At 36.0% G+C, this 16,192-nt stretch carries 16 protein-coding genes; 5 read left to right on the top strand and 11 right to left on the bottom strand.

Annotated elements, in window-relative coordinates:
- The first annotated feature begins 36 nt into the window (after nt 1-36).
- Nucleotides 37-1,299, top strand: a complete 1,263-nt coding sequence (locus tag CRV04_RS05385) for a serine hydroxymethyltransferase (RefSeq protein ID WP_128995802.1) — start codon at nt 37-39, stop codon at nt 1,297-1,299.
- A gap of 17 nt (nt 1,300-1,316) precedes the next feature.
- The gene (locus CRV04_RS05380) at nt 1,317-2,150 is read left to right on the top strand and encodes a bifunctional helix-turn-helix domain-containing protein/methylated-DNA--[protein]-cysteine S-methyltransferase (RefSeq protein ID WP_128995801.1); all 834 of its coding nucleotides are present in this window, start codon (nt 1,317-1,319) and stop codon (nt 2,148-2,150) included.
- A 45-nt stretch (nt 2,151-2,195) separates the two neighbouring features.
- Here CRV04_RS05380 and CRV04_RS05375 read toward each other — a convergent pair whose 3' ends face one another.
- The 10 genes from CRV04_RS05375 to CRV04_RS05330 form a co-directional block, all read right to left on the bottom strand.
- Nucleotides 2,196-2,669 carry a pyridoxamine 5'-phosphate oxidase family protein gene (locus CRV04_RS05375; RefSeq protein ID WP_128995800.1) on the bottom strand — a complete coding sequence of 158 codons (474 nt, stop codon included), beginning with the start codon at nt 2,667-2,669 and terminating at the stop codon, nt 2,196-2,198.
- A gap of 32 nt (nt 2,670-2,701) precedes the next feature.
- A complete protein-coding gene (locus CRV04_RS05370; protein ID WP_128995799.1) occupies nt 2,702-3,400 on the bottom strand; it encodes an MOSC domain-containing protein in 699 nt (232 codons plus the stop codon).
- 390 nt (nt 3,401-3,790) lie between these two features.
- Nucleotides 3,791-4,042 carry a DUF2116 family Zn-ribbon domain-containing protein gene (locus CRV04_RS05365; protein ID WP_128995798.1) on the bottom strand — a complete coding sequence of 84 codons (252 nt, stop codon included), beginning with the start codon at nt 4,040-4,042 and terminating at the stop codon, nt 3,791-3,793.
- Nucleotides 4,043-4,135: 93 nt separating this feature from the next.
- Nucleotides 4,136-4,819: a bifunctional phosphoribosyl-AMP cyclohydrolase/phosphoribosyl-ATP diphosphatase HisIE gene (hisIE, locus tag CRV04_RS05360; RefSeq protein ID WP_128995797.1), complete on the bottom strand. Its 684-nt coding sequence runs from the start codon at nt 4,817-4,819 to the stop codon at nt 4,136-4,138.
- A gap of 8 nt (nt 4,820-4,827) precedes the next feature.
- Entirely contained in the window at nt 4,828-5,217 is a 390-nt protein-coding gene (locus tag CRV04_RS05355) for a hypothetical protein (protein ID WP_128995796.1), read from the bottom strand.
- A 39-nt stretch (nt 5,218-5,256) separates the two neighbouring features.
- Nucleotides 5,257-6,339, bottom strand: coding sequence for an SPFH domain-containing protein (locus CRV04_RS05350; RefSeq protein WP_128995795.1), 1,083 nt, complete (start codon nt 6,337-6,339; stop codon nt 5,257-5,259).
- Between the two features lie 9 nt (nt 6,340-6,348).
- A complete protein-coding gene (locus CRV04_RS05345) occupies nt 6,349-7,269 on the bottom strand; it encodes a branched-chain amino acid transaminase (protein WP_128995794.1) in 921 nt (306 codons plus the stop codon).
- 62 nt (nt 7,270-7,331) lie between these two features.
- Nucleotides 7,332-8,324 carry an LPP20 family lipoprotein gene (locus tag CRV04_RS05340; RefSeq protein ID WP_164969127.1) on the bottom strand — a complete coding sequence of 331 codons (993 nt, stop codon included), beginning with the start codon at nt 8,322-8,324 and terminating at the stop codon, nt 7,332-7,334.
- Complete coding sequence (locus CRV04_RS05335; RefSeq protein ID WP_128995792.1) at nt 8,305-9,492, bottom strand: CsgG/HfaB family protein; 1,188 nt, start codon at nt 9,490-9,492, stop codon at nt 8,305-8,307. Before CRV04_RS05335 ends, CRV04_RS05340 begins: the two co-directional genes overlap by 20 nt.
- A gap of 43 nt (nt 9,493-9,535) precedes the next feature.
- The gene (locus CRV04_RS05330; RefSeq protein ID WP_128995791.1) at nt 9,536-10,492 is read right to left on the bottom strand and encodes an alpha/beta hydrolase; all 957 of its coding nucleotides are present in this window, start codon (nt 10,490-10,492) and stop codon (nt 9,536-9,538) included.
- A 123-nt stretch (nt 10,493-10,615) separates the two neighbouring features.
- On the opposite strand from CRV04_RS05330, the gene metH reads away from it, so the two are divergent.
- The 3 genes from metH to CRV04_RS05315 all read left to right on the top strand — a co-directional run bounded on the left by metH (nt 10,616) and on the right by CRV04_RS05315 (nt 15,733).
- Entirely contained in the window at nt 10,616-14,092 is a 3,477-nt protein-coding gene (gene metH / locus CRV04_RS05325) for a methionine synthase (RefSeq protein WP_128995790.1), read from the top strand.
- Nucleotides 14,093-14,212: 120 nt separating this feature from the next.
- On the top strand, nt 14,213-15,172 hold the full coding sequence (locus CRV04_RS05320; protein ID WP_128995789.1) for an NAD(P)-binding domain-containing protein: 960 nt from the start codon (nt 14,213-14,215) through the stop codon (nt 15,170-15,172).
- Nucleotides 15,173-15,253: 81 nt separating this feature from the next.
- Entirely contained in the window at nt 15,254-15,733 is a 480-nt protein-coding gene (locus CRV04_RS05315) for a hypothetical protein (RefSeq protein WP_128995788.1), read from the top strand.
- Here the strand turns inward: CRV04_RS05315 and CRV04_RS05310 are convergent, their stop codons facing one another.
- On the bottom strand, nt 15,734-16,174 hold the full coding sequence (locus CRV04_RS05310; protein ID WP_128995787.1) for a methyltransferase family protein: 441 nt from the start codon (nt 16,172-16,174) through the stop codon (nt 15,734-15,736). It lies immediately after the preceding gene.
- Nucleotides 16,175-16,192 lie beyond the last annotated feature (18 nt).

Genomic DNA, 16,192 nt, shown 5'->3' with positions numbered 1-16,192 from the left:
AAACGGTTATAGTTATAAAAAAATGGAGACAAAACAATGCATTTTATATCTCAAGCAAACTTGCAAGAAGCCGACAACGAAGTGTTTCAAACCATCGAGAATGAGTTAAAACGACAAACATATCATCTGGAGATGATTGCCAGTGAAAATTTCACAAGCCCAGCAGTGATGCAAGCAATGGGTTCGGTTTTTACCAATAAATATGCAGAAGGGTATCCGTATAAAAGATATTACGGAGGGTGTGAACAAGCCGATGCAGTTGAACAACTTGCTATTAATAGGGCGTGTGAAATCTTTGGATGTACATATGCTAATGTTCAGCCTCATTCGGGGAGTCAAGCCAATGCAGCAGTTTATGCAGCACTTTTAAATGCAGGTGATAAAATTTTAGGTATGGATTTATCTCATGGAGGACATTTAACTCATGGTTCTAAGCCCTCTTTTTCAGGTCAAAACTATCAATCGTTTTATTATGGAGTTGAATTGGATGGACGAATTGACTATGATAAGGTTTTAGATATTGCTAAAATAACACAACCTAAAATTATTGTGTGTGGTGCAAGTGCATATGCTCGAGAGATTGACTTTAAAAAGTTTAAAGAGATTGCACAGTGTGTTGGAGCTATTTTGTTTGCAGATATTGCTCATATTGCAGGTCTTGTCGCAGCAGGAGAGCATTCTTCGCCTTTCCCTTATGCAGATGTGGTCACCACTACAACACACAAAACATTAAGAGGACCAAGAGGTGGTATCATTTTGACCAATGATGAACAGATCAGTAAAAAAATTAATTCAGCCATTTTCCCAGGAACACAAGGGGGACCACTTATGCATGTGATTGCTGCAAAGGCAGTTGCCTTTAAAGAGGTATTGAATCCATCATGGAAAGAGTATGCAAAACAAGTAAAGAGCAATGCCAAAGTCATTGCAGAAGTTTTACTGAAAAGAGGATATGATTTGGTATCAGGTGGAACAGACAATCATTTGGTTTTGGTGTCATTTTTGAAACAACCTTTTTCGGGGAAAGATGCCGATCTTGCTTTAGGTAATGCAGGGATTACGGTGAATAAAAACACAGTACCTGGTGAGAGAAGAAGTCCTTTTATAACTTCAGGGGTACGAATTGGTTCGGCTGCTTTAACTTCACGAGGAATGAAAGAGAAAGAGTTTGAATTTATTGCTCATAAAATATGTGATATTTTGGATGATATACATAACATCAAGCTTCAAGAGAAGATCAATAAAGAGTTAGAAGAGTTGGCTTCTGAATTTGTGGTGTATACAAAATCCACGTACTAAATATGTAAAGAGTTACCATGAATGATAATATCCCTTTAAATAATCATTATAAACAAATAGAAAAAGCGATTCAATATATTGATACCAATTTTAAAGAGCATCCCAGTATTGAAGAAGTTGCACATAATGTGGGTATGAGTAAATACCATTTTATAAGGGTTTTTAAAGAGTATGTGGGAGTCACACCCATGCAGTTTCTGCACAGTGTAACACTTAATTATGCGAAAGAGCATATCAAAGAGTCCAAATCAATACTTGACAGCAGTTTGGATATCGGACTTTCCAGTTCAAGCCGTCTTCATGAACTCTTTGTCAATTTAATCGGTGTGACACCCAAAGAGTGGAAAGAAAAAGGGAAAGATGTTCAAATTACGTATGGATTTGGTCAGACACCTTTTGGAAAAGCTTTGATTGGATTTACTCTTAAAGGGATTTGTTATTTAGGGTTTTATGATCATAATAAAGAGGAGGTGTTTCAGCGGTTTAATGAGCTTTGGGAAAATGCAAATTTGATCTTTGATGAGAAATTGGCCAATGAATATTTGGAAAATATTTTTATAAAAAATAAAAAGTATCCTCTGTTAGTAAAAGGTACAAACTTACAAATCAATGTTTGGAAAGCGTTGATTAATATTCCCGATGGTCAGATTATTACTTACAGTGATGTGGCCAATCGTTTAAATAAACCCAAATCTGTTCGTGCCGTTGCCAATGCCATTGGGAAAAATCATATAGGTTATCTTATTCCTTGCCACAGAGTCATTGCAAAAAGCGGTGCTATGAGTGGTTATAGATGGGGCATTGAAAGAAAAAAACTTTTAATCGAATATGAAAAAAATAGAAAAGAGTAAACATGGACAACAACTTTTTAAAAGTTGTTGTCATTTATATGTTGTTTATTTATAATAACGTCCAACACACTTAATAATATCAATTTTGATTACGGCCGTTCCTTTTATCATCTTTTCAGGCATCTCTTTATGCAGTAAATGCGGTGTGAATTTATTAACAATTTGTCTTAAGGCAAGATTTTTTTCACTGATATCATCTACCAATGAAGCCATTCCTTCTATAATAACACTGTTAAACTCTGTATTGACATCACAAGGGTCTTCAATATTTTCATACAATAAACCCAACATTTCATCCACTTCAAAACAGACTTGTGTTTGCCGTTTTATGTTGTCAATTTTTTTACCTTTTGGCAGACCATGCATATAAATTGTTTGATTATAATATACAAAATGCATGGGTAAAATATAAGGAAATCCATCTTGGCTGATTGTCCCTAATCTTCCCACTTGTGCTTTTAAAAGCAGTTGTTCAATTTGTGCATTTGTCAATAAATGTGTTTTTGTTCGATGTCTCATTGTTTCTCCATTTTAAATGATATGAGTTATTTTTATGTGTGATAAGTTAAAAATTGCGTATCGTCATTTTTAAATTGGTCTCTTTTTTGTAAAGAGTTTTTAAATTGATAACCTAACTCTTCACAATGTAATGCCTCTTGCATAACCTTTTGATCCTTTAAGGGATTGAGTATAAGCTCATTGAGTTTTTCGATGGTTAAATTGGGATGTATACGATGTTCTAAAATAACCGAATCGTTTTGAAAAATTTGTCCCTCTTTTAATACCTTGGCATAAAAGCCCGTCAAACCACTTTCAAAAATAAACTTGGTCATATCTTTTTGATGCGTATTTGCACTTAATTTCCAACAAGGTTGTCGAGGTTGTGTTATTTGCACAGTGGTTTCACCTATTTTTAAAACATCACCAACGCAAATATCTTTTTCACACACATTGTCAAGTATGATATTTTCTCCAAAATAAGACACATCCGTCATATCAAAGCTGTCATTATAGTGTGCATTGATTTTTTCATATGTCAATTTTGAGAATAAAAAGAGTGCTTTATTCTCGCCTCCGTGGTGAAGTAAATCTGCTTGAGCATCATTTACAAACCCCGTTTTAGATAAATATGCTTGTGTAACAGGATATTTTTTAATACCAGAAACCAGTTGTTCTCTCTTTTGGTTTTCGAGTTTTGTCACCGTTACACCACCAACTTTGATGTATAAAACTTTTGATATTGTTGGCATCTTTTTCTCCTTTATGAAATGAAATTCACAGAAAGTATAGAATAATATAAAATCAGTTGCAATCTGGAAATTGCTTATTTAATATTTTAATCATTATATGGTTTTATATGAGATTTGATGGGTATATTTAAAAGCATTTATAATGAAGATAATAAAGAATTAGAAACAAAAATACTCACATTATTACTATAAGAATAAAAAAGTATGTATAATAAAAAATAATACAACGAGTTTCTAAATTCTGTGTTATAATATTTATAATTAAAGATTCAACTATAAGGATTTATTATGTACTTAGAAAAAATCGCCCTCTTTGTATTTGTTGGATTGCTCATATTTATGGGCTTAAGTTATATTGTGAAATATTTTAGAAGAAATAAAGAGTAGTCATTATCGAAAGTACTCACTGTTGAGTTGCTGTATTTTTTCGCGCACGAGTGGTTCACTCCATTGATGACGCTCCGCAAATTGTTTAATCTCTTCTTCTCTCTCTTGATCATTGCAAAAGAAATAGAGTCGTTTTAAAAATGGTTTAGGCAGATTGATTGCTATCATTTGAAAAAAGCTCTCTTTACACTCTTTTGAGCAGAAAACTTTATTTATTGGTATTTTTTTAGAGCAATATTGACAAACATTCGCCATAGATAATTTCCTTGGTTATATTCGATTTTTTTCCAAGTATATCACGTTAAGTTTAAATGCAACTTAGTCGCAGCTAAACTTACGTTCTGATGGCTACTCTTGAGGTCTTGAATTTTTCTCTTCGATTCCTGAAAGTCCAAATCGACGAGCCAACTCTTGTTTGATTTGATCGGGTGAGATATTTTTGCTTGCAAGTGCAACCAAACAGTGATAAACCAAGTCTGCCCCTTCATAAATCATCTCTTCTTTATCATCGTCTTTGACTGCAAACGTGAACTCACCTGCCTCTTCAACAATCTTTTTAAGCATGGAGTTTTGTTTCCCTGTAAGCAGTTTGGCGGTGTATGATTTTTGAGGGTCATCATGTTTTCTTTCACAAATGGTGTGATACAACGTATCAATGACTCCGTATGCCAAAGTCGTATCCACTTCAACTTTGTGTACCTCTTGATTATTTTCTAAGTCAGTGAAAAAACAGCTTTTTCTTCCCGTATGACATGCTACACCCGTTTGCTCTACTTTTAAAAGTAAGGTATCATTATCGCAATCTATGAGAATGTCTTTTACTGTTTGAATATGACCTGAACTTTCACCTTTTTTCCAAAGTCGTTGTTTACTACGGCTAAAATAGTGTGCTTGTTTACTTGAAAGTGTCAACTCCAGAGCCTCTTTATTCATATAAGCCAACATGAGTACTTCATTTGTAGTTGCATCTTGCGTAATCACAGGAAGCAAACCTTCTATTTTTTTCCAATCAATCTTATTGACATTATTCATTTTTTTCCTTAAAAGACTGTTTTCATCTGTAATCTGATGGATAAGTCATCGTTTTGTTTATCGTAGGTTACTTCAGGTAAGATATTCAGCTCATTGTAAAAATCAATCCAACTGTTCATATCGGGTTCTTTATAATTCTCAATGTGTTGATACTCATTTTGAAGATACCATTGATATTTATAGGGCAAAGCACTGTAAAACTGTGTTTGCATATACAATGGTGAGAAATATTTAAGCTCCGCTTGTTCTTTAGTCTCTAATGTCAAATGACGAAGTTGTACTCGCAGTTGTTGATTCTCTTTTTCAATGTTTTTTGAATACGAGGAGAGTTCGCTGTTTTGGTCGTACAAAATTACGGTGACAATAGCAAGAATGGCGATTAAAATATTTCTGACCATGGCATATATCCTAAAGAGTAGGTTTCCCTACTCTTGAGTTTATTTGTTGATTGAAGAGTCTCGTGTTTTATCTTTTGTATCAACCCAAATGTTTGGAGTTGAACCACCTGGTGTGAGGAAAATCTTTGCATCTTTGTTTTCTCTAAGTGCGTCGTTGAATTTTCCTTGAACTTGAATCTGTTGCATTTCAAGTAGGTTTCTGGTTAACGATTGAGCAATCTCTTTATTCGCAGCTGCTTGCGCTTTTGCTTCAATGGTCACTGCATCTGCTCGACCTTGTGCTTCAATTCTGTTTTTGTCTGCCTCACCTTTGGCTAAAGCAGCTTTTTTCTCAGCCTCTTGACGTGCTCTTTGAACTTCATATCGAACTCGTTCTGCTTCTTGATTTGCAATTTGAACTCGTTCAATTTGCTCTTTGATTTTTGGAGGAAGTACGATCTCTCTTAGTTGAACGGATTCAACAGAAACAGGTCGACCTTCTAAAGACTCTATTTGCGTTCGAATACCATTTTCAATCATGGTTGCAATCTCATTTCGTCGTGTAGGCAACTCTTCAGCGTTAAATCCACCCACCACGTTTCTTACAATGTTTCTTACAACAGGGTTAACAATTTTGTCTTCCCATGCTGGTCCCCATGTTGCAATAGTTGCAGGAGCACCCACAGCAGTTAGTCTGTATTGAACGGTTAATTCAATTGAAACAGGAAGACCTCTTGCATCAAGAATGTTAATGGCTGGATTGCTTCTTATACTTTGATCAAACCCTGTTGACGTTTCAACAGAAGCATAGTTCATCAATCGAACTTTTGTATCCACTACAATTACTTTTTGAATGATAGGAATATAGAGGTGAAAACCTGGGTTTAATGGTTTTTCATCATATTTACCTGCGGTGACTTGAATCCCCACTTGTCCTGATTCAATGATCACAAATGGTTTGGCAAGTACTAAAACAGCCACAACAATTACAATGGCATAAATAAAACCTGCTTTTTTCCCTAAATTTTTAAAAAATTCAGGCGGTTCAAATGGAGGTTGATAGCCACCGCCACCATTTCCACTGTTTTGATTGTTGTTACTATTTTGTTGTCTATTTTTAAAATAGTCATTATCTATAGGCATTACACTTCCTTAGTTTATATAAGTTAAATATTTCAAATACTTTTCATTTTTACCAGCTACGGCGTCGAAGTAAGCTGTTTGCAGTTTTTCAGTCACAGGACCTCTTTCCCCTGCACCTATGATTCGACAATCAACTTCTCGAATAGGTGTTACTTCCACGGCAGTTCCAGTAAAAAATGCTTCATCCGCAATATAGATCTCTTCTCGAGTAATTCGTCGTCGTACAACTTCGTACCCTAAATCTTTTGCTAAATCAATCACGGTTGCTTGAGTGATTGACTCTAAAGAGTTATCGTTTGGTGGTGTGATTACTACACCGTCTCGTACGATAAAGAAACACGCACCAGATGCTTCAGCGATGTACCCTTGGTCATCTCTGAGTAAAGCTTCATCATAACCAGCTTCTACTGCTTCAAATTTTGCCATTTGAGAGTTTAGGTAGTTCGCAACCGCTTTTGCTTTACCCATACCTGAAGTGTTAGGCGTTCGTGTCATAGAAGCAATCTTAACACGTACTCCTTTTTTCATTCCCTCTTCACCTAAGTATGCTCCCCACTCCCAAGCAGCAACCGATACGTTTACAGGTGCATCTTTGTGATACAATCCCATAACACCGTAACCTAAGTATACCAATGGTCGGATATAAGCACCTTCAAAAAGCTCATTTTTTTGTAAAAGTTCTACTTGAACTTTGTTAAGCTCTTCCAATGAATAAGGCACCTCTATAAGAGTCATTTTTGCTGAGTTTATTAATCGTTTTGTATGTTCATTGAGTTTAAATATTGCACATCTACCATCCACAGTTTTATATGCTTTTGTACCTTCAATAGCACCATTACCGTAATGAAGCGTATGGCTTAACACGTGTGTTGTAGCATCATGCCAATTTTTAAATTCACCATCCATCCAGATGTATTTTGCTTCGGTCATTGTTTTTCCTACATAGTTAATTTTTTAACTAATAGTCTAGCTAAGTTTTTATTAAAGAAACGTTATTGGTTGAGTAAAATCGCCTCTATTGTTCTGTCCTGAAGCTTTTGAGCAAATTCACGTGAAGCAGAAATAAGTGCATTGTTTTGGCTTGAAGTGGAACGTCCCACACTGTGAATGGTGTGACTTGAAAGCACTTTTCCTTGTGCTATTACATGAAGCGATGTTGTCACTTTAGCAATCTGCCAGCCCATAGCAACGGAGTAATTCACACTGGAGTTTAAAGCAATTTTTACATCCTCATTTTTGGAGACCACTTTATATGAAGAGTGGTTAAGAGATTCTATTACTTTTGAATTAAAATAGGGCTCATCTAAATTGTCAGAAACAGTTATCTTTAGGCTACTTTTCAGTGTTGAGGCTTGATTTTTTATGGAACTAAAATAGTTTAAGTAGTGGTTATCATCAAAGGTGCCATTTATTGCATTTAGAAGTTGGGCTTGAGCGGAGGCTTTTTGTATATCATCTGACAAATTTTGAAGCAGATGTATCTGTTCAAGCTTTGATTGTGTTTGACTTTTTTTGTATTGGGTATCAATGTGCTTATACAGACGTAAAAAAGCACTGTGTTGTTGTCGATAGAGCTCTTCACGATTTACTTCGACTAAGACAAAAAATTGTTGAGCGATAAAAGCATTTTGAATGACTTTAGGATTTTGAAACTCAATGTTTTTAACCAACACTTCAATGTTTTGTTGTGTGGAGTTGTTGTATGTTGAAGCTCCATCTTGATTGCTGTATCGATATGTGCTTTGTTCAATTTTTGAATTGACTTGCACACTCAATCGTGAAGCCAAATCATTTAAGGCTCTGTTTTTAGCCTCTTGCAAGGTTGTTGCTTGACCACTTCCATAGAGTGTTGTATTGCTGTTTTGAGGGGTATTTAAAAACCACTGTGGAAGCGTTTGAGCACTTTGTGTGGAAGAAAAGGAACACGCTGTAAAAAAAAGTACTACAAAAGTAAGTAACAGATGTTTAGAATAGTGGTAAATCAAAGAGACTCTCCTTGCTGATATCTTTTTCTACATAGTATAAGAGTTTCAAAGGCGCTTTTTGTTGTGTTGCATGCAACCAACTTGTAAATGAATTCACCATTGAACTTGCTTCAAGTTTGATGGGTAATAAAATATTATCGCATGTTTTTTGGTTGGTCAAGGGGTCAATGCTCTCTTCAAACATATAGACATTGAATCTGTCTTGCGGTTTGATTTTGTGTTTGCTTCCTAAATTGACTTGCACAATGGCATCATTACCATTGGTTTTGATTTTTGTAATGTATCCCGTGACACTGAAATTGTTTGAAAATTCATAGTTGAAACTCTCTAACGAGTTGATGATGGCTGCTTTGATTCCACCAATATAGACATCATACGTTGGGTTTGAAAACTTTCCGATATTAATATCTTTTTGTATGGTTTGAGCATGAAGTATTTCTCCTGTTTGAACATCTAATATTTTTATGCTCACCGTGGTTTTCAGCAAAATACCATCCGTAAAAGAGGTTAAAACACGTCCCAAAAGTCCTGCAACTTGCGCACCCACATGCTCGGTGCGTGAAGTGACACTATTCACAGCAATGGCTACACTTTCATGATTTCGTTGATTGATTTCCACGTTGTCTATGGAACCTGTAACGATATATTTAGCACCCAAAAGTTTTCCTGCTTGAACGGTGGTGGATTCATCTAAAAGTCCACTGTCTTGTAGTTGCAACTCTTTATTGATTTTTTCGATGTCATTTCGAGCAACTAAGGTAATACCACTTAAGCGAGATATTTTTGTTTCCAATAAAGGGGTCAATGTTTCTGAGAGTTTGGCATCCACTTCTCGTTTTACATTGACACTGCTTTGTTCAGCTTTGGCTGTGCCGCCTAATCCAATGCCATCAGAGTTGATAATAATGCCTCCTAAAACCCCTACTCGTTTACTTGTGCTCGTGTGCTCAACTTTGGCTTTTCCAAACGTAGAGTTATTGGTAAAATCCATAACCGCAATGGTAGGAAGTTGGTTTTTATAAAAAGGTTGACAGATTTCTGGAATGGCTTGTTTCTCATTGACAGAAAGAGGGTATTGAGTCATATTTAACTGGTTTTGTGAACAACCTGCAAAAAGAAGTAATAGTACAAAAAACAGAGTTGGAGTTAATAGCACGCGTGTGTTCATTGAAACCCTTGAAAAATAGTGAATAATGGTAACAAAAAAATCATTAGTTTTGTGTTTGAAGCCAGTTGAAAATAACTCTATAAGCCTCTTGTCTTACCTTTGGTTTGGAAAAAGTAACACCATGCATACCATCTTTTATGGGTGTAAGTGTGGTCAGTGAAGCATCTTGATTGAGTTTTTTGGAGTAGGTCTCTATGTCGTTTACATCCAGCACCAAATCACTGATGTGATGATATTTTACATCAGACTGTTCGTTATAGGATTTATCAGAATAGAGACTTAATACAGGGATTTGTAAATCCAAACCTGCATGCAGTTGTTGTTGTGCAGAATAAATGGCATGAATCCACTCAAAATAAATGGGTGCATTGGTTGTCGTATATTTTAAGTTCATATCAAAATCCCACTCCCCATTAAAGTCTTTATGCAAGGTTTGCCCAAATACATTGGGAGCACTTGAAGGCAAGAAAAGATTAGGAAAATATTTACCCACTTTTGCAACTAAAGGCAAAACATAGGACTCTAAAAAAGGAGAAAAAGCAAAATCAAAAAAAGCACTGTCAAGTATGAGTTGGTCTATATTGCGATACTTATTGGCATACAAAGTTGCTATCAAGCCACCTTGAGAGTAACCATACAAGGTGATGTTTGTGTGTCCTTGGTTTTTTATAAATGTGATGGCTTGAGTTATTTCATCATCGAACTCTTGAATATCTTTAAACGAGAAGACGCGCTCTTTGGATTTCAAATTGCGTCCATATCCATGTAAGTCTAAGGCATAAAAAGCGTAACCTTGGTCAAGAAATTTTTGCGCAAACTGAGTATTAAAAAAGTAGTCATTAAATCCATGAATGTATAAAATCGCTTTTTTTGAACTCTTTACTGTTTGATATGTCAGAGTTGCTTCGTAATTGGAAACATCAATTTTATGCTCTTGAAATTGTGCATTTGAAAAGAGTAGAGTGCTTGTAAAAAGTAAAAAAAAGAGTATGTCTTTCATGTCAAAATCCTTATAAACACTGATTATAGCGTAGTTGATGTTATTAAAACTTTTTTTGACCCAAAAAAAGGTATAATCAATACTTTAAAGATAAATAAAATGAAGAAAAGTTGATTAAATTAGATGAGAAACAGACTATCAGAGATTATTAAAAAACGAGCACTTGTCATAGATGGTGCCATGGGAACACAACTGCAACTGGCTGAAATAAAGCCTGAAGAGTGGTTGGGTGAAAATGGTGAAGATTTAGAAGGGTGTAATGAATTGCTGAATGCAACAGCGCCTCATGTGTTAGAAAAAATTTATGGGGCCTATGCCAAAGCCGATGCAGATTTTATTACGACGAATACCTTTGGTTCAATGCCGTGGGTATTGGATGAGTATGGAATTGGTGAGCGTTCATATGAGTTATCAAAAAAAGGGGTTGAAATTGCAAAAGAGGTATGTAATGTTTACAGCACACCTGCTAAACCTCGATTTGTTTTAGGATCCGTAGGCCCTGGAACAAAACTGCCCAGCTTAGGACACATTGATTATGATGAAATGTACGAAGGGTATAAAATCATGGCGCAAGGGATGATTGATGGTGGTGTGGATGTATTTTTACTTGAAACATGCCAAGATCCACTTCAAATCAAAGCTGCACTGCATGCCATCAGTGATTTAACCACTGAGATTCCCATCATGGTATCTGTGACCATTGAGTTAAGTGGTACGATGCTTATAGGAACAGATGCATTAACCATTGCAACCATTTTAGAGCCATTTAACATTCTCTCACTTGGGTTTAACTGTGGTACGGGACCACAACAAGTCGCTAAACATGTAAAAACACTCAGTGAAGTGTGTAAATTTCCAATTTCAGTGCATGCCAATGCAGGGTTACCACAAAACAGAGGTGGATATACCTATTATCCAATGGGGCCTGAAGAGTTTACTGCTTTACAAAAAGAGTTTTTAGAGATTAATGGAGTGAGTTTCTTAGGTGGATGTTGTGGTACAACGCCTCAACACATCAAAGCCTTAGCCGATGGAATTGCAGGCATTATTCCTAAACCTCCAAAAGGGGTGATGGAACCCTCATTGGCTTCACTGTTTGTAACGGTACCTTTAAAACAAGAACCCGCACCTCTTTTAATTGGTGAACGAAGTAATGCCACAGGAAGTAAGGCATTCAGAGAACTCTTAAAAGAGAATGATTATGAGGGAACACTTTCTGTTGCTCAACAACAAGTACGAGCTGGGGCTCATGTGATTGATGTGAGTGTAGGATTTGCAGGACGAGATGAAACCCATGATATGAATGAAGTAGTCTCACTCTATTCTCAAAAAATTCAACTGCCATTGATGCCTGACTCAACCCAAATCAAAGCGTTAGAAACCGCACTTAAAAAGATTGGTGGACGACCGATAATCAATTCTGTGAACTTAGAAGATGGGGAAGAGAAGTTTGATGAGGTGTGTGCCTTAGCAAAAAAATTTGGTGCCAGCCTTGTTTGTTTGGTGATTGATGAAATAGGAATGGCAAAAACCACGGAGCGAAAACTTGAAATCGCTGAACGAATTTATGACCGAGCAGTAAACCTGCATGGTTTCAGAGCCACAGATTTGGTCTTTGATATGCTTGTTTTTACTGTGGGAAGTGGAGATGATGAGTACCGAACGGCTGCTATTGAAACCATTGAAGCTATTCGAGAGTTCCAAAAGCGACACCCAGATGTGGGTACCACTTTAGGACTTTCAAACATCTCATTTGGTTTGGACATCAATGCACGTATTTACTTAAACTCTATGTTCTTACATCATTGTGTGGAAGCTGGATTAACCAGTGCAATTGTCAATGTAAAACACATCTTGCCTATGAATAAAATCAGTGAAGAGGACAAAAAGTGTTGTGATGACTTGTTGTTTAACAATCAAAAAGCAGGGGATCCACTTTTTAAGTTCATCGAACACTTCTCTTCAAAAGAGGCCGTAGAAGAGCAAAGTGATGAAGAGTACAATGCGTTAAGCAGTGAAGAGAAAGTCAAAAAACTACTTTTAGATGGAGATAAAGAGCGACTCATTCCTTTAGTTGAAGACATAAGAACCCAAGTAGCACCGGAACTCATTGTAAATGAGTGGTTGATTGATGGCATGAAAGTCATCGGGGAGTTGTTTGGTTCAGGGCAGATGCAATTACCATTTGTACTTCAAAGTGCAGAAACGATGAAAGCCACAGTGGATTACTTAAATCCATACTTGCCTAAAAAAGAGAAAGCCAGTGATACGGTGTTGGTTTTAGGTACGGTAAAAGGGGATGTTCACGATGTGGGTAAAAACTTGGTGGATATCATCCTTTCAAACAATGGATTTAAAGTGATTAATATTGGGATCAAAGCCGATATCAATGAGTTCATTGTGGCCGTTAAAGAGCACAAGGCACAAGCAATTGGTATGAGTGGATTATTGGTTAAAAGTACGGCAGTGATGAAAGACAATCTGGAAGAGTTGAGAAGTCAAGGTATTGATATCCCTGTTCTTTTAGGGGGTGCTGCGTTAACGAAATCATTTATCAATGATTATTGTCGACCCATTTACGATGGACCGATTTTTTATTGTCGAGATGCTTTTGATGGGGTGCTTTCAATGCAGAGAATTGAAAAGGGGGAGATGAATACTTCTTTGCCAGCTGATGAGATTGTCATTGATGAAAGCAAACAGAAGAAAAAAGTGGAAGTAGAAATTCCTCCATTAGAGCAAATTGCGATGCCATCAAGAAGTCTTACACAATTGGTACCCCCATTTTGGGGACGTCAAGTGATGCATGCAAAGAACTTCAATAAAGAGTTGGCATTTGAGTGGATTAACCATCGAGTGCTTTTTAGACAGCGTTGGGGATATAAGCGTGCTGATATGAGTACAGAGAAATTCTTAGAGCAAGAAGAGAATGTGGTACGACCACTCTATGAAAAACTCAAAGGGGAGTTTTTAGATAAAAACTTGCTCAATCCTGTGGTACTGTATGGTTACTATGCGTGTTTGGCTTTGGATAACAAACTCTATATTTTTGATGAAAAACATCTGTATAACAATCAAGATGAGACAAACAACTTGCCAAGCTTAGATGAAGCGGTACAAGTCTTTGAATTCCCTCGGCAAAAACGTTCACCACATCGATGTATTGCGGACTTTTTTACTGCAGACAAACTGGATGTGATTGCGTTTTCGTGTGTGAGTGCAGGGCTTGAAATCAGTGAATATGAACGAACCTTGTATGATGCAGGAAAATTCCAAGAGTACTACCATGTACATGGACTAGGAGTCGAACTTGCTGAAGCCTTAGCTGAAATTGTGCACAAGCAAGTACGATTGGATTTGGATATTGTACAAAAAGAGGGGCATACGCTTAAAGATGTACAGATGAAACAGTACACAGGATGTCGATACTCTCCAGGGTATGCTGCGTGCCCAGATTTAGAGATGAGTCGACAAATTTTTGACCTTTTACGACCTGAGGAGTTTGGTATAGAGCTCTCTGAGACTTTTCAGATTCATCCCGAACAAAGTACATGTGCGATTATTGTACCTCATAAAGAGGCCAACTACTACAATATTTAAAACAGACCAAACGGTCTGTTTTGAAACAACTCCTTTTACTTGATTATTTTTTAACCATTTTCATACACTCAATTGTATAGTTTATGTTATAATTGAAGATATTAGCTGTAAGGATTGATGATGAAAAATATATATGACGTCGCAATAGTAGGAGCTGGACCAGGTGGTATTGCTACATCTTGTGAAGCGGTACTTTTTGGTATTAAAAAAATTATTGTTTTTGAAAAAGGGAACAATCACTCCAATACCATTCGTAAATATTTTAAAGATAACAAGCCTGTGGATAAAGATTGGAAAGGGATTCATGTGGATTTAATTGGGAACATCAATTTTGAAGGTGGCACCAAAGAGAGCACCTTGGATCTGTTTGATGACTCTTTGGAAAAACATCTTATTGAAGCAAAATTTAACACAGAAGTATCACACGTTAAACGCGTCGATGACCATTTTGAAGTTGTTGTCACTTCAGGTGAGAGTTATTTAAGTAAGAATGTGGTCATTGCCATTGGTAAAATGGGAAAGCCCAATATGCCTTCATATAAAATCCCTCTAACACTTAAAAAGCAAATCAATCATACCATTATAGAGTGCAAAGGCAATGAAGATGTCTTGGTTGTAGGTGGAGGTGACAGTGCCTGTGAATATGCATATTTTATCTGTAAAGATAACAACGTGACGTTTAATTATCGTAAAGAGGTCATAACAAGAGCGCATCCCAATAATGTGGATAATCTTATGAAAAGTGCTGAAGAAGGAAAAATTGAGCTTAGAATGGGTGTGGATATTGAAAAAATAGAAGATGAAAATGGGAAAATTAAAGCCTATTTTACTGATGGGAAGATTAAACTTTTTGACCGAGCTATTTATGCTTTGGGTGGCGTGACTCCTAAAGAGTTTCTACTGAATTGTTCGGTACAACTTGATGGTGAAGATAATATTATTTTAGATGAAAAAAATAAAAATGACAAAGGTTTGTATGTTGCAGGCGATATTGCAGGTAGCATTGGTGGTTCAATTGCATTGGCACTGAATCATGGTTATAATATTGTGACAGATTTAAAGGAAAAACTCGCGGTATAGTAGGGCTTTACGCCCGCTATTAACTGATAATTAATAAAAATAGGGTATCATTCTTTATAACAATTATAGTAAGGACTTATTTTGCTGAATAAAATACTTGATTTTTGTTTTGTTACATCAAAACAACCAGTACTTTTAAAAGATTTATTGGTGGCCAACGTACAGCATAATGAGAAGATGCATGTGGATGCAGCAAAATTGGGATTTCGTTTAAAAATTGGACGTGCCTATTTTGTTTATATTCTTATTGTATCCATCATCGCAATTCCATTGGCAGGTTTCTCACATAATATTTTTGCCAATATTGATTCACATGCTTCAATCGTTGCAGCTATTATTTTTACAGCAGTTATTTTTATCTGTTTTAATTTCTTTAGAATTTGGATAAAAGATAAAATGGCCAGTAAAGTGATAGAAGCAGCATGGAAAGTACACTTTCCTTATTTTTCATATGAAGAGTATCGATATAAAATTGAAGAGATTTTTCATAAAGCGATGAAGGCTGAAATTACAAAAAAAGATTTAGAGAAATATATTTTAGACAATCTGATTAAAGAGTAATTAAAACACAAAAGGAACAAACATCTTCGTTTTTTCCTGATACTCTTTATACTCACTGCTTCTTAAATTCCATTGATGTTCCTCTTTTAAGGCTTTATAGTAAAGCACAACAAAGAGTAATATATAAATAAAGTAATCAAACATTTCATGAACAGAAATAGTAACCCCTAACATAATCAGCAACAATGCTAAGTGCATTGGGTGGCGAGAGTATTTATACGGACCATCTTTTATGAGTTGACCATGCTCTTTTTGATTACGAGTGATATTGAAGTTATAAAAGTCGTTATGAATGAGTGCCCAAAGACCAACTGCAGCTCCTAAAACAGAGAAAAATAGAGCTAATGCATTATCAAATATCGTTGCATCATTGAACAAAAGTATGAGGATACAGCAAAACTGTATGACTAAAATGAGTTTTGAATTTAGAGCTATTTTCATACTTTAATCATAGCACAA

This window comes from Candidatus Marinarcus aquaticus (genome assembly GCF_004116335.1).
GTDB lineage: Bacteria > Campylobacterota > Campylobacteria > Campylobacterales > Arcobacteraceae > Marinarcus > Marinarcus aquaticus.
Note: the sequence above shows the minus strand (reverse complement) of the source record. Positions and strands in the feature narration are given on the sequence as shown.